The 18,407-nt window shown below is 59.8% G+C and carries 15 protein-coding genes; 7 read left to right on the top strand and 8 right to left on the bottom strand.

Features of this window, described 5'->3' with window-relative positions:
* Positions 1–18: 18 nt before the first annotated feature.
* Positions 19–1,263 (bottom strand): enterobactin transporter EntS, encoded by a 1,245-nt coding sequence (gene entS, locus AACV31_RS22140; protein WP_165156084.1) that lies wholly within the window; start codon positions 1,261–1,263, stop codon positions 19–21.
* A 107-nt stretch (positions 1,264–1,370) separates the two neighbouring features.
* Between entS and fepD the strand changes: the two genes are divergently transcribed.
* Genes fepD through fepC form a run of 3 tightly spaced genes read left to right on the top strand, consistent with a single transcriptional unit; the run spans position 1,371 to position 4,155 of the window.
* On the top strand, positions 1,371–2,378 hold the full coding sequence (gene fepD, locus AACV31_RS22135) for a Fe(3+)-siderophore ABC transporter permease (RefSeq protein ID WP_165156082.1): 1,008 nt from the start codon (positions 1,371–1,373) through the stop codon (positions 2,376–2,378).
* Positions 2,375–3,367 (top strand): iron-enterobactin ABC transporter permease, encoded by a 993-nt coding sequence (fepG, locus tag AACV31_RS22130; protein ID WP_105596754.1) that lies wholly within the window; start codon positions 2,375–2,377, stop codon positions 3,365–3,367. Before fepD ends, fepG begins: the two co-directional genes overlap by 4 nt.
* Positions 3,368–3,369: 2 nt before the next feature.
* Positions 3,370–4,155 (top strand): iron-enterobactin ABC transporter ATP-binding protein, encoded by a 786-nt coding sequence (fepC, locus tag AACV31_RS22125; RefSeq protein WP_081588549.1) that lies wholly within the window; start codon positions 3,370–3,372, stop codon positions 4,153–4,155.
* A gap of 368 nt (positions 4,156–4,523) precedes the next feature.
* On the opposite strand, the gene maeB is transcribed toward fepC, so the two are convergent.
* On the bottom strand, positions 4,524–6,803 hold the full coding sequence (maeB, locus tag AACV31_RS22120; protein WP_165156080.1) for an NADP-dependent oxaloacetate-decarboxylating malate dehydrogenase: 2,280 nt from the start codon (positions 6,801–6,803) through the stop codon (positions 4,524–4,526).
* Between the two features lie 281 nt (positions 6,804–7,084).
* Between maeB and tal the strand changes: the two genes are divergently transcribed.
* Both tal and tkt read left to right on the top strand, forming a co-directional pair.
* Positions 7,085–8,035, top strand: a complete 951-nt coding sequence (gene tal / locus AACV31_RS22115) for a transaldolase (protein ID WP_015742049.1) — start codon at positions 7,085–7,087, stop codon at positions 8,033–8,035.
* A gap of 20 nt (positions 8,036–8,055) precedes the next feature.
* Positions 8,056–10,050: a transketolase gene (tkt, locus tag AACV31_RS22110; RefSeq protein ID WP_075198259.1), complete on the top strand. Its 1,995-nt coding sequence runs from the start codon at positions 8,056–8,058 to the stop codon at positions 10,048–10,050.
* A 193-nt stretch (positions 10,051–10,243) separates the two neighbouring features.
* On the opposite strand, the gene AACV31_RS22105 is transcribed toward tkt, so the two are convergent.
* The 6 genes from AACV31_RS22105 to nudK form a co-directional block, all read right to left on the bottom strand.
* Entirely contained in the window at positions 10,244–10,741 is a 498-nt protein-coding gene (locus AACV31_RS22105) for a YbjP/YqhG family protein (RefSeq protein ID WP_165156078.1), read from the bottom strand.
* Entirely contained in the window at positions 10,741–11,109 is a 369-nt protein-coding gene (locus AACV31_RS22100; protein ID WP_161588404.1) for a hypothetical protein, read from the bottom strand. The genes AACV31_RS22105 and AACV31_RS22100 overlap by 1 nt, the downstream gene beginning before the upstream one ends.
* A gap of 39 nt (positions 11,110–11,148) precedes the next feature.
* On the bottom strand, positions 11,149–11,307 hold the full coding sequence (locus AACV31_RS22095) for a hypothetical protein (RefSeq protein WP_161588403.1): 159 nt from the start codon (positions 11,305–11,307) through the stop codon (positions 11,149–11,151).
* A 186-nt stretch (positions 11,308–11,493) separates the two neighbouring features.
* A complete protein-coding gene (locus AACV31_RS22090) occupies positions 11,494–12,438 on the bottom strand; it encodes a hypothetical protein (RefSeq protein ID WP_165156076.1) in 945 nt (314 codons plus the stop codon).
* Between the two features lie 76 nt (positions 12,439–12,514).
* Entirely contained in the window at positions 12,515–13,558 is a 1,044-nt protein-coding gene (locus AACV31_RS22085) for a DUF1176 domain-containing protein (protein ID WP_105580671.1), read from the bottom strand.
* A 130-nt stretch (positions 13,559–13,688) separates the two neighbouring features.
* On the bottom strand, positions 13,689–14,264 hold the full coding sequence (nudK, locus tag AACV31_RS22080) for a GDP-mannose pyrophosphatase NudK (RefSeq protein ID WP_007763097.1): 576 nt from the start codon (positions 14,262–14,264) through the stop codon (positions 13,689–13,691).
* A 199-nt stretch (positions 14,265–14,463) separates the two neighbouring features.
* Here nudK and narP point away from each other — a divergent pair, with 199 nt between their 5' ends.
* Together narP and acrD are read left to right on the top strand one after the other, a co-directional pair.
* Positions 14,464–15,108 (top strand): nitrate/nitrite response regulator protein NarP, encoded by a 645-nt coding sequence (narP, locus tag AACV31_RS22075; protein WP_161588401.1) that lies wholly within the window; start codon positions 14,464–14,466, stop codon positions 15,106–15,108.
* Positions 15,109–15,243: 135 nt separating this feature from the next.
* Positions 15,244–18,360 carry a multidrug efflux RND transporter permease AcrD gene (acrD, locus tag AACV31_RS22070; RefSeq protein WP_165156074.1) on the top strand — a complete coding sequence of 1,039 codons (3,117 nt, stop codon included), beginning with the start codon at positions 15,244–15,246 and terminating at the stop codon, positions 18,358–18,360.
* Positions 18,361–18,407: the final 47 nt, after the last annotated feature.

Here is an 18,407-nt window from a genome sequence, read left to right as displayed (position 1 = left end):
GGCCGGTTGGCCCCTTTTTTAATGCGGCGCGGGTTCCGGCGGCGGCTGGCGCAACCGGCGCAGTTCAACAAAAAGCAGCGCCAGCGCAAGGGTGATAACGGCCAGCCCAAGCCCACCGACGCTGGCGGCGCTCACTGGCGAAAACCAGGCGCCCATACCGCCGAGCGCCGCCGCGCCGATGGCGTCGCCCGTGACATTTTGCGCGGTCCACAGTCCGTTGATACGCCCGAGCATGTGATCCGGCGTGCGGGTCTGGATAAGCTGGTACTGGATAAGCGAGCTCACGCCGCTCAGGTAGCCGAACAACGTCAGGCAGACGAACGCCAGCGGCCAGAATGGCATCAGGCTGAACACGCCGACGGCCGCCAGCGCCAGCACGGAGGAAATCAGCAGCGTGCGGCCAGGGCGCGGGGCATGCGCGAGCCCGCCGCTGGTGAGCGCGCCCAGCGCCGCGCCGAGCGGCACCGCGGCGTACAGCACGCCGATTTCACCGCTCGCCATCTGCCAGTGGTTCGCAAGCGACGGATACAGCACGCGCACCGCGCTCGCCATCGTCAGCAGCGCGCCGACCAGCGCCACGCCGCCCACGACCGGGCTTGCCGCAAGAAAGCGCAGCCCGTCGGCCAGCGCGCGCAGCGGATGCTGACGCTGCATCTGCGGCGCGGGCAGCGCCGGGAGGGTGAGCAGCGGCAGGAGCGTGAGAAACGTGCCAAGCGCCGCCAGCGCGTAGTTCCAGACCACGCCGCCCCAGGCCAGCAGCACGCCGCCGAGCAGCGGCGAAATCACCGAGCCCAGGCGCACCGTCAGCATGGTGATCGCACCCGCTTGCATCAGGTTTTCACGCCCGACGATAGCAGGCGTCGCCGCCAGCAGCGCCGTTACGCCGATCGCCCCGAAAAACCCATCCCACACCCCGAGCAGATAAATCGCGGTGACCGACGGCGCGGGCAACATAGCGTTGATCCAAAGCCCGATAAACCCAAGACCACAGGTAGAGCGGGCCAGCAGAATGAGCGTTTTGCGCTCGTAACGGTCTGCCAGCACGCCGCCGGTCATCAGGCCGATGAACATCGCCGCCCCGGTCAGCGTGACCGCCAGCCCCACCTGAAAAGGCGAGCCGGTGAGCGTCTGGATCTGCACCGGCACCGCCACGCCAAGCAGTCCAAGACCAAGAATGGAGATAAAACGCGCCAGAAAGACGGCGCGATAAGCGGGATGGGTTTTCAGCAACGAGAGGTTCAGTAACAGCGAATGTCGGTTCATTACAGGGCCTTAACGCGAATTTTCCTTGCCGGATAACGGGACGGCCATGCTAACATAGCCAGATAAGAGTGATAATAACTATCATTATCGATTCCAGGATGTGCGTTATGTCGGCCTCGCGCCTTTCCTCCAGGATGGTTGTCCTGGGGTGTCTCTTGTTGTTGCTGCTGTTGATAGTCGCCCTCAGCCTGCTGGTGGGCGCCAAATCCCTGCCCTTCTCTCTTGTGATGGACGCGCTCACCGGCGCTTGCCGCGAGGCGGACTGCACCATCGTGCTGGATGCGCGCCTGCCCCGCACCCTTGCCGGTATTGTCGCCGGGCTGTCGCTCGGGCTTGCCGGGGCGTTAATGCAAACGCTGACCCGCAACCCGCTCGCCGACCCCGGCCTGTTAGGCGTCAACTCCGGCGCCAGTTTCGCCATTGTGCTGGGCGCGGCGCTGTGGGGCGTGAGCGATCCGCTGCATATCCTCGCGCTGGCGCTGTGCGGCGCGCTGGCGGCGACGCTGGTCGTGGCGTTTACCGGCAGCGCGGGCGGCGGACAGCTTAGCCCTGTGCGCCTGACGCTCGCCGGTGTGGCGCTGGCGGCGGTGCTGGAAGGGCTTTCCGGCGGTATCGCGCTATTAAACCCGGTGGTGTATGACCAGCTGCGCTTCTGGCAGGCGGGCTCGCTTGATATCCGTACCCTGACGACGCTTAAAGCCATCGCGCCGGTCGTGTTCACAGGTGCCGTTATCGCGCTGCTGCTGGGGCGCGCCCTGAACAGCCTGAGCATGGGAAGCGACACGGCGACGGCGCTCGGCAGCCGCGTGGCGCGCACGCAAGTCCTCGGGCTTATCGCCATTACGCTTCTGTGCGCCAGCGCCACCGCCGTGGTGGGCCCCATCGCCTTTATCGGCCTGATGATGCCGCACCTGGCGCGCTGGCTGGTGGGGGCGGATCACCGCTGGTCGCTGCCGGTGACGCTGCTCGCAACGCCGTCGCTGCTGCTGCTCGCGGATATCATTGGCCGGCTGCTGGTGCCGGGCGAACTGCGGGTGTCGGTGATGAGCGCGTTTATCGGCGCGCCCGCGCTGATTTATCTGGTGCGCCAGCGGCGCGGCGGAGCGTCGCTATGAGATCCGTTTCCCCCCGTTTAGGGCTTTTTTGCCTGCTGACGTTGAGCCTGTGCATCGGGCTCGGCCTCTGGGCGCTGACGCAGGGCGCGGTAACGCTTGAAGCCCGTAAGGTGCTGGAGGCGCTGACCGGTCACGCGCCGCGTAATGTTGCGCTTATCGTTACCGAATGGCGCCTGCCGCGCGTGGCGATGGCGCTGCTGCTGGGCGCGGCGCTCGGCGTGAGCGGCGCGATTTTCCAGTCGCTGATGCGTAACCCCTTAGGCAGCCCGGATGTGATGGGCTTTAACACCGGCGCCTGGAGCGGCGTGCTGGTGGCGATGGTGCTGGCGGGCCAGCATCAGTCTGCTATCGCGTTCGCCGCTATAGCTGGCGGCACGCTGACGGCGTTTATCGTATGGATACTCGCCTGGCGCAACGGCATCGATACCTTCCGGCTGATTATTATCGGCATCGGCGTGCGCGCAATGCTGGTGGCGTTCAATACCTGGCTGCTGTTGCAGGCGTCGCTTGAGACGGCGCTGTCGGCGGGCCTGTGGAACGCCGGTTCGCTGAACGGCATTACGTGGGGGAAAACGCTGCCCGCCGCCCCGCTGCTCCTGCTGGCGCTGCTGGCGAGCGCGCTGCTGGTGCGCCGGATGCGGCTTCTGGAGATGGGCGACGACAGCGCCTGCGCGCTGGGCGTGGCGGTGGAACGCTCTCGCCTGCTGTTGATGCTGACCGGCGTGGTGCTGACCGCTGGCGCGACGGCGATGGCCGGACCGATTTCGTTTGTCGCGCTGGTGGCGCCGCATATCGCCCGTCGGTTAAGCGGCACCGCGCGCTTCGGGCTGACCCAGGCGGCGCTGTGCGGCGCGCTGTTGCTGCTGGCCGCCGATCTGTGCGCCCAGTATCTGTTTACGCCTTATCAGTTGCCGGTGGGCACCGTCACCGTCTGCCTCGGCGGCATTTATCTCATCGCCTTGTTGATACAGGAGTCACGCAAGAGATGACTATGACCTCACGCTTAACCGGTGAAGCGCTGACGCTGGGCTACGGCGATTTTCGCGTCGCAGACGGGCTGAACGTGGCGATTCCCGACGGGAAATTCACCGCCATTATCGGCCCGAACGGCTGTGGCAAATCGACGCTGCTGCGCACGTTGAGCCGCCTGATGAAACCGCTCGGCGGGCAGGTGCGCCTCGACGGCGAGGCAATTCAGCACTTCGCCACCAAAGAGGTGGCGCGGCGCATTGGATTGCTCGCGCAGAACGCCAGCGCGCCGGGGGATATCACCGTCCAGGAGCTGGTGGCGCGTGGGCGTTATCCGCATCAGCCGCTGTTTACCCGCTGGCGCGACGAGGACGAGCGCGCGGTGCAAAACGCGATGGACGCGACCGGCGTGACCGCGCTTGCCGACCAGAGCGTCGATACGCTGTCCGGCGGCCAGCGTCAGCGCGCCTGGATTGCGATGGTGTTAGCGCAGGAGACCTCGATTCTGCTGCTCGACGAGCCGACCACCTGGCTTGATATCAGCCATCAGATTGATTTGCTGGAACTGCTGAGCGCGCTTAACCGCGAGCAGGGGTATACGCTTGCCGCAGTGCTGCATGATTTGAACCAGGCGTGCCGCTACGCGAACCATCTGATTGCGTTGCGGGACGGGAAGATTATCGCCGAGGGCGCGCCGTCAGAGATTGTGGACGCGGCGCTTATCGAGGCGATTTACGGGCTGCGGTGCATGATTATTGAGGATCCGGTGGCGGGTACGCCGCTGGTGGTGCCGCTCGGTCGACGGTAGTGGGCGATGAGTGCGTTCAGGTAAACGGTGGATGCGCTCGGGTAAACGGTGGGTGCGCTACGCTTACCCACCCTACAACCACTTATTCTACGAACACCGGGTAAATGGTGGGTGCGGCTTCGCTTACCCACCCTACAACCACTTACTCTACGAACACCGGGTAAACGGTGGGGTGCGGCTTCGCTTACCCACCCTACAACCACTTACTCTACGAACACCGGGTAAACGGTGGGTGCGCTGCGCTTACCCACCCTACAACCACTTATTCTACGAACACCGGGTAAATGGTGGGTGCGCTGCGCTTACCCACCCTACAAAATCCACCTTTCCTGTAGGGCGGGTAAGCTTGCGCACCCGCCTTTAACGCCTTACAGCGGGTTGGTTTGCGCTTCGACCACGGCCAGCGCCACCATATTCACGATACGGCGAACCGAGGCGATCGGCGTCAATACGTGCACCGGTTTCGCGACGCCCATCAACACCGGCCCTACGGTCACGCCTTCGGAGCTCGACACGCGCAACAGGTTATAGCTGATACGCGCCGCTTCCACGTTCGGCATAATCAGGATGTTGGCCGAGCCTTTCAGCGGGCTGTCCGGCATACGATCGCTGCGGATGCTCTCCACCAGCGCCGCGTCGCCGTGCATCTCGCCGTCGATCATCAGATCCGGGGCGTGCTCACGCACCAGCTGCAACGTCTCGCGCATTTTGCTGGCGGCAGGCGAATCGGAAGATCCGAAGTTTGAATGCGACAGCAGCGCCACTTTCGGCTCGATCCCGAAACGACGCACCGTTTCCGCCGCCATGACGGTGATCTCCGCGAGCTGTTCCGGCGTCGGATCGTCGTTCACATACGTGTCGGCGATAAAGGTGTTGCCGCTCGGCAGCAGCAGCGCGTTCATCGCACCTGCGGCTTTTACGCCATCGCGATAGCCGAAAATCTGTTGAACCACGCTGAAATGCTCATGATAATCGCCGATCGTGCCGCAAATCATCGCATCCACTTCGCCGCGATGCACCATAATAGCCCCAATCACCGTGCTGTTGCCGATAACGGCGCGCTGGGCCTGCTCCTGCGTAATGCCACGGCGTTTCATGATGCTGTAGTACTCGTTCCAGTACTCTTTAAAGCGCGGGTCCGATTCGTTATTCACGATCTCGAAATCTTTGCCCGCCTCGATTTGCAGACCGAGTTTCTTCAGGCGCATCTCAATAACGCCCGGGCGGCCCACCAGCACCGGCTTCGCCAGCCCAAGCGTAATCAGCTCCTGGGTCGCATGCAGCACGCGCGGCTCTTCGCCTTCAGTCAGCACCACGCGCTTCGGATCTTTACGCGCCTGATTAAACACCGGCTTCATAAACAGGTTGGTTTTGTAGACAAATTCGGTGAGTTTGTCTTTATACGCGTCGAAATCCTCGATCGGGCGGGTCGCCACGCCGGAGTCCATCGCCGCTTTCGCTACCGCAGGCGCGATGGTCACGATAAGGCGCGGGTCGAACGGTTTCGGAATGATGTAATCCGGGCCGAACGACAGCTCCTGATCTTCATAGGCCGAAGCCACCACGTCGCTCTGCTCGGCATGCGCCAGCTCGGCAATCGCGTGCACCGCCGCGAGCTTCATCTCTTCGTTAATGGCGGTCGCGCCCACATCCAGCGCGCCGCGGAAGATGAACGGGAAGCAGAGGACGTTATTCACCTGGTTCGGGAAATCTGAACGGCCGGTGCAGATGATCGCATCCGGGCGCACTTCTTTGGCGAGCGGCGGCATGATTTCCGGCTCAGGGTTGGCGAGCGCCAGGATGAGCGGCGAAGCGGCCATCTTTTTGACCATCTCCTGGGTCATCACTTTCGGGCCGGAGCAACCGAGGAAAATATCCGCGCCTTCGATCACGTCGCCGAGCGTGCGCTTGCCGTTATCGTCAATCGCGTAGGCGGCTTTGGTTTCCGCCATGTTCTCTTCGCGGCCTTTGTAGATGACGCCTTTGGAGTCGCACACCACGATGTTGCGCTTCTGCATGCCAAGCGCCACCAGCAGGTTCATACAGGCGATGGCGGACGCGCCCGCGCCGGAGACCACCAGCCGCACGTCGGAGATATTTTTTTGCACCACGCGCAGGCCGTTTAACACCGCGGCGGTACAGATAATGGCGGTGCCGTGCTGATCGTCATGGAACACCGGAATGTTCATGCGCTCGCGCAGTTTCTTTTCGATATAAAAACATTCCGGCGCTTTGATATCTTCCAGGTTGATACCGCCGAAAGTCGGCTCCAGCGCCGCCACCACATCCACCACTTTATCGGGATCGTGCTCATCGATTTCGATATCAAACACATCAATACCGGCGAATTTCTTAAACAGGACGCCCTTGCCTTCCATCACCGGTTTACCGGCCAGCGCGCCGATATTGCCAAGCCCCAGCACGGCGGTGCCGTTGGAGATAACCGCCACCAGGTTGCCGCGCGCGGTGTATTTATACGCGGCCAGCGGGTCGGCGGCGATCTCCAGACACGGCGCCGCCACGCCTGGCGAATACGCCAGCGCCAGATCGCGCTGGGTCGCCAGCGGTTTGGTCGGGGAAACCTGAATTTTGCCTGGAACCGGGAATTCGTGAAAATCGAGGGCGCTTTGTTTTAGTTGTTCATCCATTTTACTGATCCTTTTTCTCTTGCAGGGTATGAAGCGGCGTGTCGCACGCTCGTTTAACCAGGCCGTCAGTATCGCCCGTTAGCGGCGGCTAAACTTTGAAGACCGCCAAACTCTGAGTCATGCAACCCTTTGGTGTTATCAATTTATAGCAGCGATGTTGCTGGTTCGGGAAAGCATTGCTATGTGCGTCTGCTATGCTTTTTTGTTATGTCCCTGATGAGATCCCGGCGGGCGACACTGACAGCGCCCAATAAAATCTTTGCTTTTCAAGGAGTAGCAAAATGAACCAACTCGATGGCATTAAACAATTCACCACCGTAGTCGCCGACAGCGGCGATATTGAATCGATTCGTAACTATCAACCCCAGGACGCCACCACCAACCCTTCCCTGCTGCTGAAGGCCGCCAGCCTTGAGCATTACCAGCATCTGTTCACCGATGCGCTGGAATACGGCAAAAAACGCGGCAGTACGCAAAAAGAGCAGGTGGCGGAAGCCAGCGACAAACTGGCGGTCAATGTGGGTGCGGAAATTCTGAAAAGCATTCCGGGACGCGTCTCAACGGAAGTCGACGCCCGTCTGTCGTTCGACAAAGAAAAAAGCATCGCCAAAGCGCGTCGCCTGGTGGAGCTTTATCAGGATCAGGGCATCGATAAGTCACGCATTCTGATCAAGCTCGCGTCCACCTGGGAAGGTATCCGCGCGGCGGAGGAGCTCGAAAAAGAGGGCATTCACTGCAACCTGACGCTGCTTTTCTCCTTTGCCCAGGCGCGGGCCTGTGCCGAAGCAGGGGTGTATCTGATCTCCCCGTTCGTCGGACGTATCTATGACTGGTACAACACCCGCAAGCCGATGGACCCGTATGTGGTCGATGAAGATCCCGGCGTGAAGTCGGTGCGTAACATCTATGACTACTACAAGCAGCATAACTACCAGACCATCGTGATGGGCGCGAGCTTCCGCCGTACCGAGCAGATCCTGGCGCTGGCGGGCTGCGACCGTCTGACCATCTCCCCTAACCTGCTCAAAGAGCTGCAGGATAGCGATGCGCCGGTCGCGCGTAAGCTGATCCCGGCATCCCAGGGCTTTAGCCGTCCGCAACCGATGACCGAAGCGGAATTCCGCTGGGAGCATAACCAGGACGCGATGGCGGTCGAAAAACTGGCCGAAGGCATTCGCCAGTTCGCAGTCGATCAGCGCTCGCTGGAAGATCTGCTTGCCGCCAAACTTTAACTTTTGCCATGGAGAGAAACATGTCTCATCAGCTTTTAGCCAACGCCATCCGCGCGCTCAGCATGGACGCAGTTCAGAAAGCCAAATCCGGTCACCCCGGCGCCCCGATGGGGATGGCGGATATCGCCGAAGTGCTGTGGAACGGCTTCCTCAAGCACAACCCGACTAACCCGACGTGGTATGACCGCGACCGCTTTATTCTTTCCAACGGTCACGCGTCGATGCTGCTTTACAGCCTGCTGCATCTCTCGGGCTACGACCTGCCGATGGAAGAGCTGAAAAACTTCCGCCAGCTGCACTCCAAAACGCCGGGCCACCCGGAAATCGGCTATACGCCGGGCGTGGAAACCACCACCGGGCCGCTCGGTCAAGGGCTGGCGAACGCGGTTGGTCTGGCTATTGCGGAGAAAACGCTCGCGGCGCAGTTCAACCGTCCTGGCCATGAGATCGTCGATCACAATACCTATGTGTTTATGGGCGACGGCTGCCTGATGGAAGGCATCTCCCATGAGGTCTGTTCGCTCGCGGGCACGCTGGGCCTTGGCAAGCTGATTGGCTTCTACGATCACAACGGTATTTCCATTGATGGCGAGACCGAGGGCTGGTTTACCGACGACACCGCCAAACGTTTTGAAGCCTACCACTGGCACGTGGTGCATGAGATTGACGGCCACGATCCCGAGGCCATCAAGCGCGCCATCGAAGAAGCGAAACAGGTCACCGACAAACCGTCGCTGATTATTTGCCGCACCGTGATTGGCTTCGGCTCGCCGAACAAAGCGGGCAAAGAGGAGTCCCACGGCGCGGCGCTCGGCGAAGAAGAAGTGGCGCTGACCCGCAAACAGCTCGGCTGGAACTACCCGCCGTTTGAAATTCCGGATGAAGTCTACAAAGGCTGGGATGCGAAAGAAAAAGGCCGTCAGGTTGAAGCGAGCTGGAACGAGAAATTCGCGGCCTATCAGCAGGCTTACCCGGAGCTGGCGGCGGAGTTTAATCGCCGCATGGGCGGCGAAATGCCGGAAAACTGGCAGCAGCTGACGCAGGAGTACATTGAAAAACTCCAGGCGGAACCGGCGAAAATCGCCTCCCGTAAGGCTTCCCAGAACGCGCTAAACGTCTATGGCCCGGCGCTGCCGGAATTGCTTGGCGGCTCGGCGGATCTGGCGCCCAGCAACCTGACTATCTGGTCAGGCTCGACATCGCTGAAAGAAGATCCCGCGGGCAACTATATTCACTACGGCGTGCGTGAATTCGGCATGACGGCTATCGCCAACGGCATCGCTCACCACGGCGGCTTCGTGCCTTACACCGCGACCTTCCTGATGTTCGTCGAATATGCCCGCAACGCGGCGCGTATGGCGGCGCTGATGAAAGCGCGGCAGATTATGGTCTATACCCATGACTCTATCGGCTTAGGGGAAGACGGCCCGACGCACCAGGCGGTGGAGCAGCTCGCCAGCCTGCGCCTGACGCCGAATTTCAGTACCTGGCGCCCGTGTGACCAGGTGGAAACCGCGGTGGCGTGGAAAGCCGCTATCGAGCGCCATAACGGCCCGACGGCGCTGATCCTCTCCCGCCAGAACCTGGCGCAGATCGAGCGCTCGCCGCAGCAATTGAAAGATGTGGCGCGCGGCGGGTATATCCTGAAAGACGCGGGCGGCAAGCCGGATCTGATCCTGATTGCCACCGGTTCGGAAGTGGAAATCGCCGTTCAGGCGGCCGAACAATTGCGCGGCGACGGCGTGGCGGTCCGCGTGGTGTCGCTGCCGTCGACCGATGTGTTTGACGCGCAGGATGAAGCCTACCGCGAATCGGTGCTGCCGTCCGACGTCAGCGCGCGCGTCGCGGTGGAAGCGGGCATCGCCGACTACTGGTACAAATATGTCGGCCTGAAAGGCGCTATCGTCGGCATGACCGGTTATGGCGAATCCGCGCCTGCGGAGAAACTTTTCCCGTACTTCGGCTTTACCGTCGAGAACGTGGTGGAAAAAGCCCGCAAAGTGCTCGGCAAATAAGCCTGTCTTAACGGGCTGAAGCCGATCGCTTAAGCGTACCGGAACGATCATGCCAGTATGAAATAAGCCAGAGTCAGTTTCCTGATTCTGGCTTTTTTATGTCTGAACACGATAGGGATTTCGTTAACCGTTCAGCTCTGGATCACGTAAGGCGTAAGTGAACGGCATTACGGCAGATGCCAGGGGTTATTCTTTACAGGCCGCTTTCAGCAGCAGACTTCGCGCGAGTAATGGCTCCGGCGTTAAATATGGGATGCTCATAGTTATCGGTGACATCACGGACTCGGTATATCTTCCAGATCTCTGACTCCCGACGAACAAAAACTTCCAGCTCTAATTTTTTCCCGCCCTCCCTGCCAATCCATACCGGCATTACCTCGCCCCCCATGAACGGTTTGGCGACACCGACAGTGAGCGCCGATACCCATGACGGATCATAGTCCTGTGCATAAGCGAAGTAATCCGATCCAATCAGGTCTTGTTCTGATATCGACTCGATATCATCCAGTCTCTTGAGCGTGTCGGCTGATACATATTCGCGCAAATCAGACGGCGAGTATTTATTATCGCTATTCGTAAGAGACATCAGATAAGTGGAATAAAAAGAATGTACTCGCGTCGGCGCGCTCTGATCCGGTTTAACTGAGCAAGCGGAGAGCAAGAAAGCGCATAACACTATTGCTGCTCGCATCAATTCATCCTGTATATTTTGAAAGCCGGTTGAGCGGCGCGATACCCTGGGCCCGGGTACATACTGCTCTGTCTGAAATCGGAGATCCATTGCGTGCCATCATACATCGTCATATGCCCGCTCGGGTTCCCTCCGGGATACGGCTGAATCACAGCAATATCACCGCCCAATAATGTTGAACCCGGCGGGACTTCACGAAATCCAGCGCGCAGTAATGCAGGCCCGTAATCTTTTGCATTTAGCGTTCTATCCAGCCGTATGCCGCCAGCAGCTACAGCCTCCCTTGTAAAGGTCGCACATTTGTTATGTGAACGACCAAGCGCGCGGGACCGGAGATGCGAAATAGCAACGTCTTTATTCCAGTTCATTCTTAGTTCCTTTAAGCATGTAAAAATGGAATTATTGCGTTAACCATAACTATTTTGTGGGTTAAAAATGCTGAAATTACCACCACGTAAAATTATTATTTCCAGATTCGGCCCGGCAAAAATCCCCAGCAAACCAATGGGATCGAACGGGTGCCACTCGTCCATCGGCGCAAGGGATTTAAGTTTCTGTGCGTCCATAATTTGTCTGTCTACGTTGCTGGATTGCACACATAAACAGACAATTACAGAATTTTAATTACAGTCTCGATACGAGCGTACGGTGCTTTATGTTCCGCCTGAGTACCCATTCAGCTTTACGTCACGTAAGTCGTAAGTGAACGGCATTAGCCTTAACAGGCTGGCTTTTTTATTTCCGGCGCCGTGTTATTTCAGTACTTTCAGCGTTTCGGCGTTTTTGTTTATTACAATATCTTCCGCTTTCTCATCCCACTGCGCCTGCGCGACAATCACCTGCCCCGGATGCTGCGGGTCGCGCGCCACCAGCGACTTGCCGTCCACATCTTCCTGCACGTTGAGATTCATGGAAAACGAAGGAACGGCCTCCACCCACTGCTGTTGCTGCACGTCATACAGATACGTCGCCCGCCAGGCGCTGCTCCACCAGTCAGGATAAATCAGCGCGCGGTCGCGTCCGCTATCGTCAAGACTGGAAAGCGCCTCCACGCCGCCGCCGATACAGGAGGCGATGGACGCCGGTTTAATGGCCGGATCGCTGTTCCAGAGCTGGCACTCGCAGTCGCCGCTCTCATCGCAAACGCCGTTGGTTTTCGGATTGTGCGCCGTCAGCCAGGCGTAGCTTTTGGTGGTGCCGTTAAAGCGCCCGCCCGCCAGCCGGGTATCGCGGGTTTTCTGCCGGTTCGCCTCGGTTATCCAGTCGGTTTCTTCGCTGACGCGCCAGCCTGCGGCCTGTTTCGTTAACGTGAGCTGCGCCGGATAGTTGCGCGGCGTTTGCGGCTCAAGCCCCGCCTGTTTCACAAACGTCGCCAGCACCGAAAGCGGCTGCCCGTCCTGTTCGGTCAGCGTGATATTGCTGACGATAGTCTGGGCGTAATGCGGATGTTTTTGCACGAAGGCGGCGTTCTCCTGGATAACGGCGTCGCGCGCGAGCGCTTTGCCGTACCAGCTTACCCGATCGCCGTAGAGCGCTTCGCCCGCCTGGGCCGTGGGGTGATTTTTAAACTCGTTCCAGCGCGCGACCAGTGCGTTTGCCTCGCGTTCGTCCTGCGCCGTCATCGCGGCGCTGGCGCTAAGCGTTAACCCTGCGAGCGCCAGTCCGAGTGCGGCGCGCAGCCCCTGTGTGAATGCCATAAATTCCCTGCCATTTTTATGTGGTTATGATAAGCCACAGGAATATACGCAAAAACAGGCGCTGCCAGAAGCGGGATTATTTGGTGACCCAGAGCGTCGGCCAGGCGTCGGGGCCGTGCCAGCCGTCACAGCTCGGCTCTTCGGCGTAGCGCACCAGACGAAACCGCTGGCCGTCGAAACGCCAGCGCGTCGCGACGCCGCAGTCGCCAAGGCCCCGGCCTTTGGAAAGCGTGGTCAGCTCTTTGGTTTTTTCATCGAAGCTCGCGTTCATCAGCTCCAGTTCCTGCTCTTTATCGGCAGGCACAAAAGGCAGACGCAGGCGCACCATCCGCGAGGCAAAAGGCTTCTGGCGCGACACCAGCCAGGCGAGATCCACCGTGTTGTAAGCACCGGCTTCACAGCTGATTATCATCAGCGCCGTGTCGTCAGTGAGCGCGGAAATACGCACTTCGCGGCGCATCGGATCAAGCGAGCACTGGCTGTTGGTCATCCGCCAGGTGCCGTAATCAAGCAGTTCATTCAGCTCGTCGTGAGAGAGCGGCGTTGGCGTCGGGTTGGTGATTTTGACGCCCTTCAGGGCAGGCGCAGGCGGCACGCTGAGCGGCGGGTTGTTGCCCTTTTTAATCCAGGCGGTTTCGCTGCCGACGCGTTTTTGCTGGGCGTCGATAAACAGCAGCGCGGCTTTCAGCCCGTCGAGCGACAAACGCCCCGGCCCGTCTTTCAGCGTGATGAATGACGACTCTTTAATTTGATCGAGAAAATCGATGATGGTGGCGGGATCGTCCGTCAGCAGGCGGCGCGGCGCATCGCGCCATTTGCTGCCCGCAGGCACCAGCGTTTTGCCATCCACCAGCAGGCGCGGCGCGAGCGGCGGCGCTTTGCTGACGGCCGCCTCTGGTTTGCCCGTCTCGATGCGCAGCGACGCGTCGGTTTTGGCGCCGGCGCTGCGCGACAGCGTCATCACGAGATCCTGATGGCTACCCACGTTTCGGGCAGTGCAGAAATTCTGGTTATTGCAGGTCACCTGCCAGTCACTGAAAACCTTCTGCGCGGGCGCGGCATAGAGCGGCGCGGCGAGCAGCAGAGAACAGCTAAGCAGTGACAGCAGACGAAAAAGCATGGACGGCGCGTATCCCGGGCGTTAACAGCGGTAGTAAGAAACGCGCCTATCTTCGTTGCCCTGCACGGGCGGCTCAATCGGATTTATCGGATAGCATTATCCGTAATACCGCCTCTCATTGTGAGGGAAATCAGTTCATTATTCCGCGCAGCTGAAGATGCTGCAGCAACAGCACGGTTTTCGCATCGCGGATCACGCCCAGTTTTACCTTCTCCAGCGCCTCGTCAAACGGCATTTCCAGCACCTCGATCTCTTCATCTTCCACGCCGCCGCCGGCGTTCGCGCGCGAGGCGTCATCATATTCGGCGATAAACAGATGGATAAGCTCAGTGACGCCGCCGGGCGAGGTATAAAGCTCAAAGACCTTTTCCGCCGCATTTACGCGATAGCCCGTCTCTTCGATGGCCTCTTTGCGAATGCAGACTTCCGGCTCGTCATCATCCAGCAGACCCGCGCAGGCCTCAATCAGCATGCCGTCCGGGTTACCGTTCACCCAGGTGGCGACGCGGAACTGGCGGATCAGCACGACGCTTTTTTTCTCGCGGTTATACAACAGCACGGCGGCGCCGTTGCCGCGATCGTAGACTTCGCGCTTGTGGCGAACGATTTCGCCATCTTTTCGCGTCAGATCGTAGGTAATATTGCGCAGGACGAAATAGTTTTCCGACAGAATTTTATCTTTTATCAGTTCGACATTTAACGACATAGCGACTCCATAAACGCCTGGTGTTGGGTGAATAGTACGACCCGAAACGCCATTTGTCGCCCCCGGCGCGCTGTCGGAATAGACGCGCTGACGCCGGTATTCCGCCCATTGGGCGCGGCGGCTCGCGGTTAAGCTTGCGCACAGGCTATGGTTTATCCAGGCGCAGAAAATAAAAAAACAACCACAGACCGGAGTAAGCATGTCGCAGATTATCCCCTGGCACGTCCTGATTGTTGACGACCACCCGCTGATGCGCCGTGGCCTGCGTCAGTTGCTGGAGACCGACGCGCGGTTTCGGGTAACGGGCGAGGCCAGCAGCGGCGCAGAGGCGATAACGCAGGCGCGCGCGCTGGCCCCGGACGTCATTTTGCTGGATCTCAATATGCGGGGCTTAAGCGGGCTGGATACGCTGACCCTGCTGCGCCGCGACGGCGTGAGCGCGCGGATTATCGTGCTGACGGTCTCTGACGCGCGCAGCGACGTTTACGCCATGATAGATGCGGGTGCCGACGGTTATCTGCTCAAAGACAGCGAACCGGAAGCGCTGCTGGAGGCCATCCGCGACGGCGCGGCGGGCGCTGGCGTGTTCAGCGAGCAGGTGCAGGCCTATCTGCTGACGCGCAAACCGGAAGAGCAGCGCGACGCGCCGTTTGCATTGCTGACCGGACGGGAGCTTGATGTGTTGCAACACGTGGCGCGCGGGCTGTCGAATAAACAGATTGCCGCGACATTACATATCTCCGAAGAAACGGTAAAAGTGCATATTCGCAATTTACTGCGCAAACTTAACGTGCGCTCGCGCGTCGCGGCGACCGTGCTGTTCCTGGAATCCCGTAGCGTGTAAGGCTCTGTGGGCGCGTCGCACGAGATTATTTACATTATCTCCTTATTTTCTCCACGTTTGCTCTGCCCCCTGAGGCTACAGTGATTGCGGCTACCAATAATAACGATGCTAAGCATTTAAGAGGTCCTGACTCGCATGGCGAATTTTTTTATCGATCGCCCGATTTTTGCGTGGGTGCTGGCAATTCTCATCTGCCTGACCGGCACGCTGGCGATATTTTCACTTCCCGTTGAGCAATATCCCGAACTGGCGCCGCCTAACGTGCGCATTACGGCCAACTACCCTGGCGCCTCTGCCCAGACGCTGGAAAACACCGTTACCCAGGTCATCGAACAGAATATGACCGGCCTCGATAACCTGATGTATATGTCGTCGCAAAGCAGCGCCACCGGCCAGGCGACCGTGACGCTGAATTTCAAAGCGGGCACCGACCCGGATGAAGCGGTCCAGCAGGTGCAAAACCAGCTGCAATCCGCGCTGCGCAAGCTCCCTCAGGCTGTACAGACGCAGGGCGTGACGGTGCGTAAAACCGGCGATACCAATATCCTGACCATCGCGTTTGTCTCCACCGACGGCAGCATGGATAAACAGGATATCGCCGACTACGTGGCGAGTAATATCCAGGAGCCGCTGAGCCGCATTAACGGCGTCGGGGATATCGACGCTTACGGATCGCAATATGCGATGCGCATCTGGCTTGACCCGGACAAACTCACCAGCTTTCAGCTCACCACGGCCGATGTGGTGGCGGCGATTAAATCCCAGAACAGCCAGATAGCGGTCGGCCAGCTCGGCGGCACGCCGTCTGTCGATAATCAGGCGCTGAACGCCACCATTAACGCGCAGTCGCTGTTACAGACGCCAGAACAGTTTCGCGCCATCACGCTTCGGGTAAATCAGGACGGTTCAACCGTCACGCTCGGCGACGTGGCGACGGTCGAGATGGGCGCCGAGAAATATGATTATCTGAGCCGCTATAACGGCAAAGCGGCGTCGGGGCTTGGCGTGAAGCTCGCCTCCGGCGCTAACGAAATGGAAACCGCGCAGCTGGTGCTGAACCGGCTCGACGAGCTATCGCACTATTTCCCGCACGGGCTGGAATATAAAGTTGCCTATGAAACCACTTCATTCGTGAAAGCTTCAATTACCGACGTGGTGAAGACGCTGCTTGAAGCCATCGCGCTGGTGTTTCTGGTGATGTATCTGTTTCTGCAGAATTTCCGCGCCACGCTGATTCCGACTATCGCCGTGCCCGTGGTGCTGCTTGGCACTTTTGCGGTGCTCTACAGCTTCGGCTACAGCATTAACACCCTGACGATGTTCGCAATGGTGCTGGCGATAGGCCTGCTGGTGGATGACGCCATCGTGGTGGTGGAAAACGTCGAACGCATCATGAGTGAAGAGGGGCTGTCGCCGCGCGCCGCCACGCGCAAATCGATGGGACAGATCCAGGGCGCGCTGGTGGGCATCGCGATGGTGCTCTCGGCGGTGTTTATCCCGATGGCGTTTTTCGGCGGCACCACCGGCGCGATTTACCGCCAGTTCTCCATCACGATTGTCTCGTCGATGGTGCTGTCGGTGCTGGTCGCCATGATCCTCACTCCTGCCCTGTGCGCCACGCTGCTTAAACCGCTGAAAAAAGGCGAACATCACGGCTCGCGCGGCTTTTTCGGCTGGTTTAACCGCACCTTTGAACGCAGCGCGCTGCGCTATGAATCTGCCGTCGGGAAGATTTTGCAGCGCAGCGTGCGCTGGATTTTGCTCTACGCCCTGCTGCTCGGCGGCATGGTGTTTCTCTTTTTGCGCCTGCCCACGTCGTTTCTGCCGCAGGAGGATCGCGGCATGTTTGTGACGTCGGTTCAGTTGCCCTCCGGCTCCACCCAGCAACAGACGCTGAAAGTGGTGCAGCAAGTAGAGCGCTACTTCTTTGAGAAAGAAAAGGCTAATGTGGCCTCGGTGTTCGCCACCGTCGGCTCCGGCCCCGGCGGCAACGGCCAGAACGTGGCGCGTATGTTTGTACGCCTGAATCCGTGGGAAGATCGCGACCCGGATACCGGCAGCGCGGACGCGATCATTGAGCGCGCCACCGCCGCCTTCCGCCACATTAAAGAAGCGCGCGTGTTCGCCAGCAGCCCGCCTGCCATCAGCGGCCTTGGCAGCTCCGCCGGGTTTGATATGGAGCTTCAGGATCACGCCGGGCTTGGTCATGACGCGCTGATGCAGGCGCGCGATCGCCTGCTCGATATGGCAAGCCAGGAGCCGACGCTGACCCGCGTGCGTCACAATGGTCTGGATGACAGCCCGCAGTTGCAAGTCGACATCGACCAGCGCAAAGCCCAGGCGCTTGGCGTTTCCATTGACGATATTAACGACACGCTGCAAACCGCGTGGGGCTCAAGCTATGTGAACGACTTTATGGATCGCGGGCGCGTGAAAAAGGTCTATGTGCAGTCTGCCGCGAAATACCGGATGCTGCCGGAAGATATTACGCGCTGGTATGTGCGCAATCAGGCGGGCGCGATGGTGCCGTTCTCGGCCTTTGCGACGTCGCGCTGGCAGACCGGCTCGCCGCGCCTTGAGCGTTACAACGGTTATTCGGCGCTGGAAATTGTCGGCGAGGCGGCGCCGGGCGTCAGTACCGGCACCGCGATGGACGTGATGGAAAAACTGGTGCGTCAGTTGCCAACCGGATTTGGCCTGGAGTGGACGGCGATGTCGTATCAGGAGCGGCTCTCAGGTTCGCAGGCGCCTGCCCTGTATGCGCTGTCGCTGCTGGTGGTGTTCCTGTGCCTGGCGGCGCTGTATGAGAGCTGGACAGTGCCGTTCTCGGTGATGCTGGTGGTGCCGCTCGGCGTCATTGGCGCGCTGCTCGCCACGTGGCTGCGCGGGCTGGAGAACGATGTCTATTTCCAGGTGGGGCTGCTGACGGTTATCGGGCTGTCCGCCAAAAACGCGATACTGATTGTGGAGTTCGCCAATGAGATGAACAGCAAAGGCCATGAGCTTATCGCCGCGACGCTCGACGCCTGCCGGCAGCGTCTGCGGCCGATTTTAATGACGTCGCTCGCGTTTATCTTCGGCGTCTTGCCGATGGCGACAAGCAGCGGCGCGGGTTCCGCCAGCCAGCACGCGGTGGGCACGGGCGTGATGGGCGGAATGATTTCCGCGACCCTGTTGGCGATTTTCTTTGTGCCGCTGTTCTTCGTGCTGATCCGCAGACGTTTTCCGCTGAGGCCTGCGCCGGAAGAATAACTCGGAAAAGAAAAAGGCGGCCTGTTCAGGTCGCCTTTTTTAGCGTT

This window comes from Cronobacter sp. EKM101R (genome assembly GCF_963888145.1).
Taxonomy (GTDB): Bacteria; Pseudomonadota; Gammaproteobacteria; order Enterobacterales; family Enterobacteriaceae; genus Cronobacter; species Cronobacter turicensis.
Note: the sequence above shows the minus strand (reverse complement) of the source record. Positions and strands in the feature narration are given on the sequence as shown.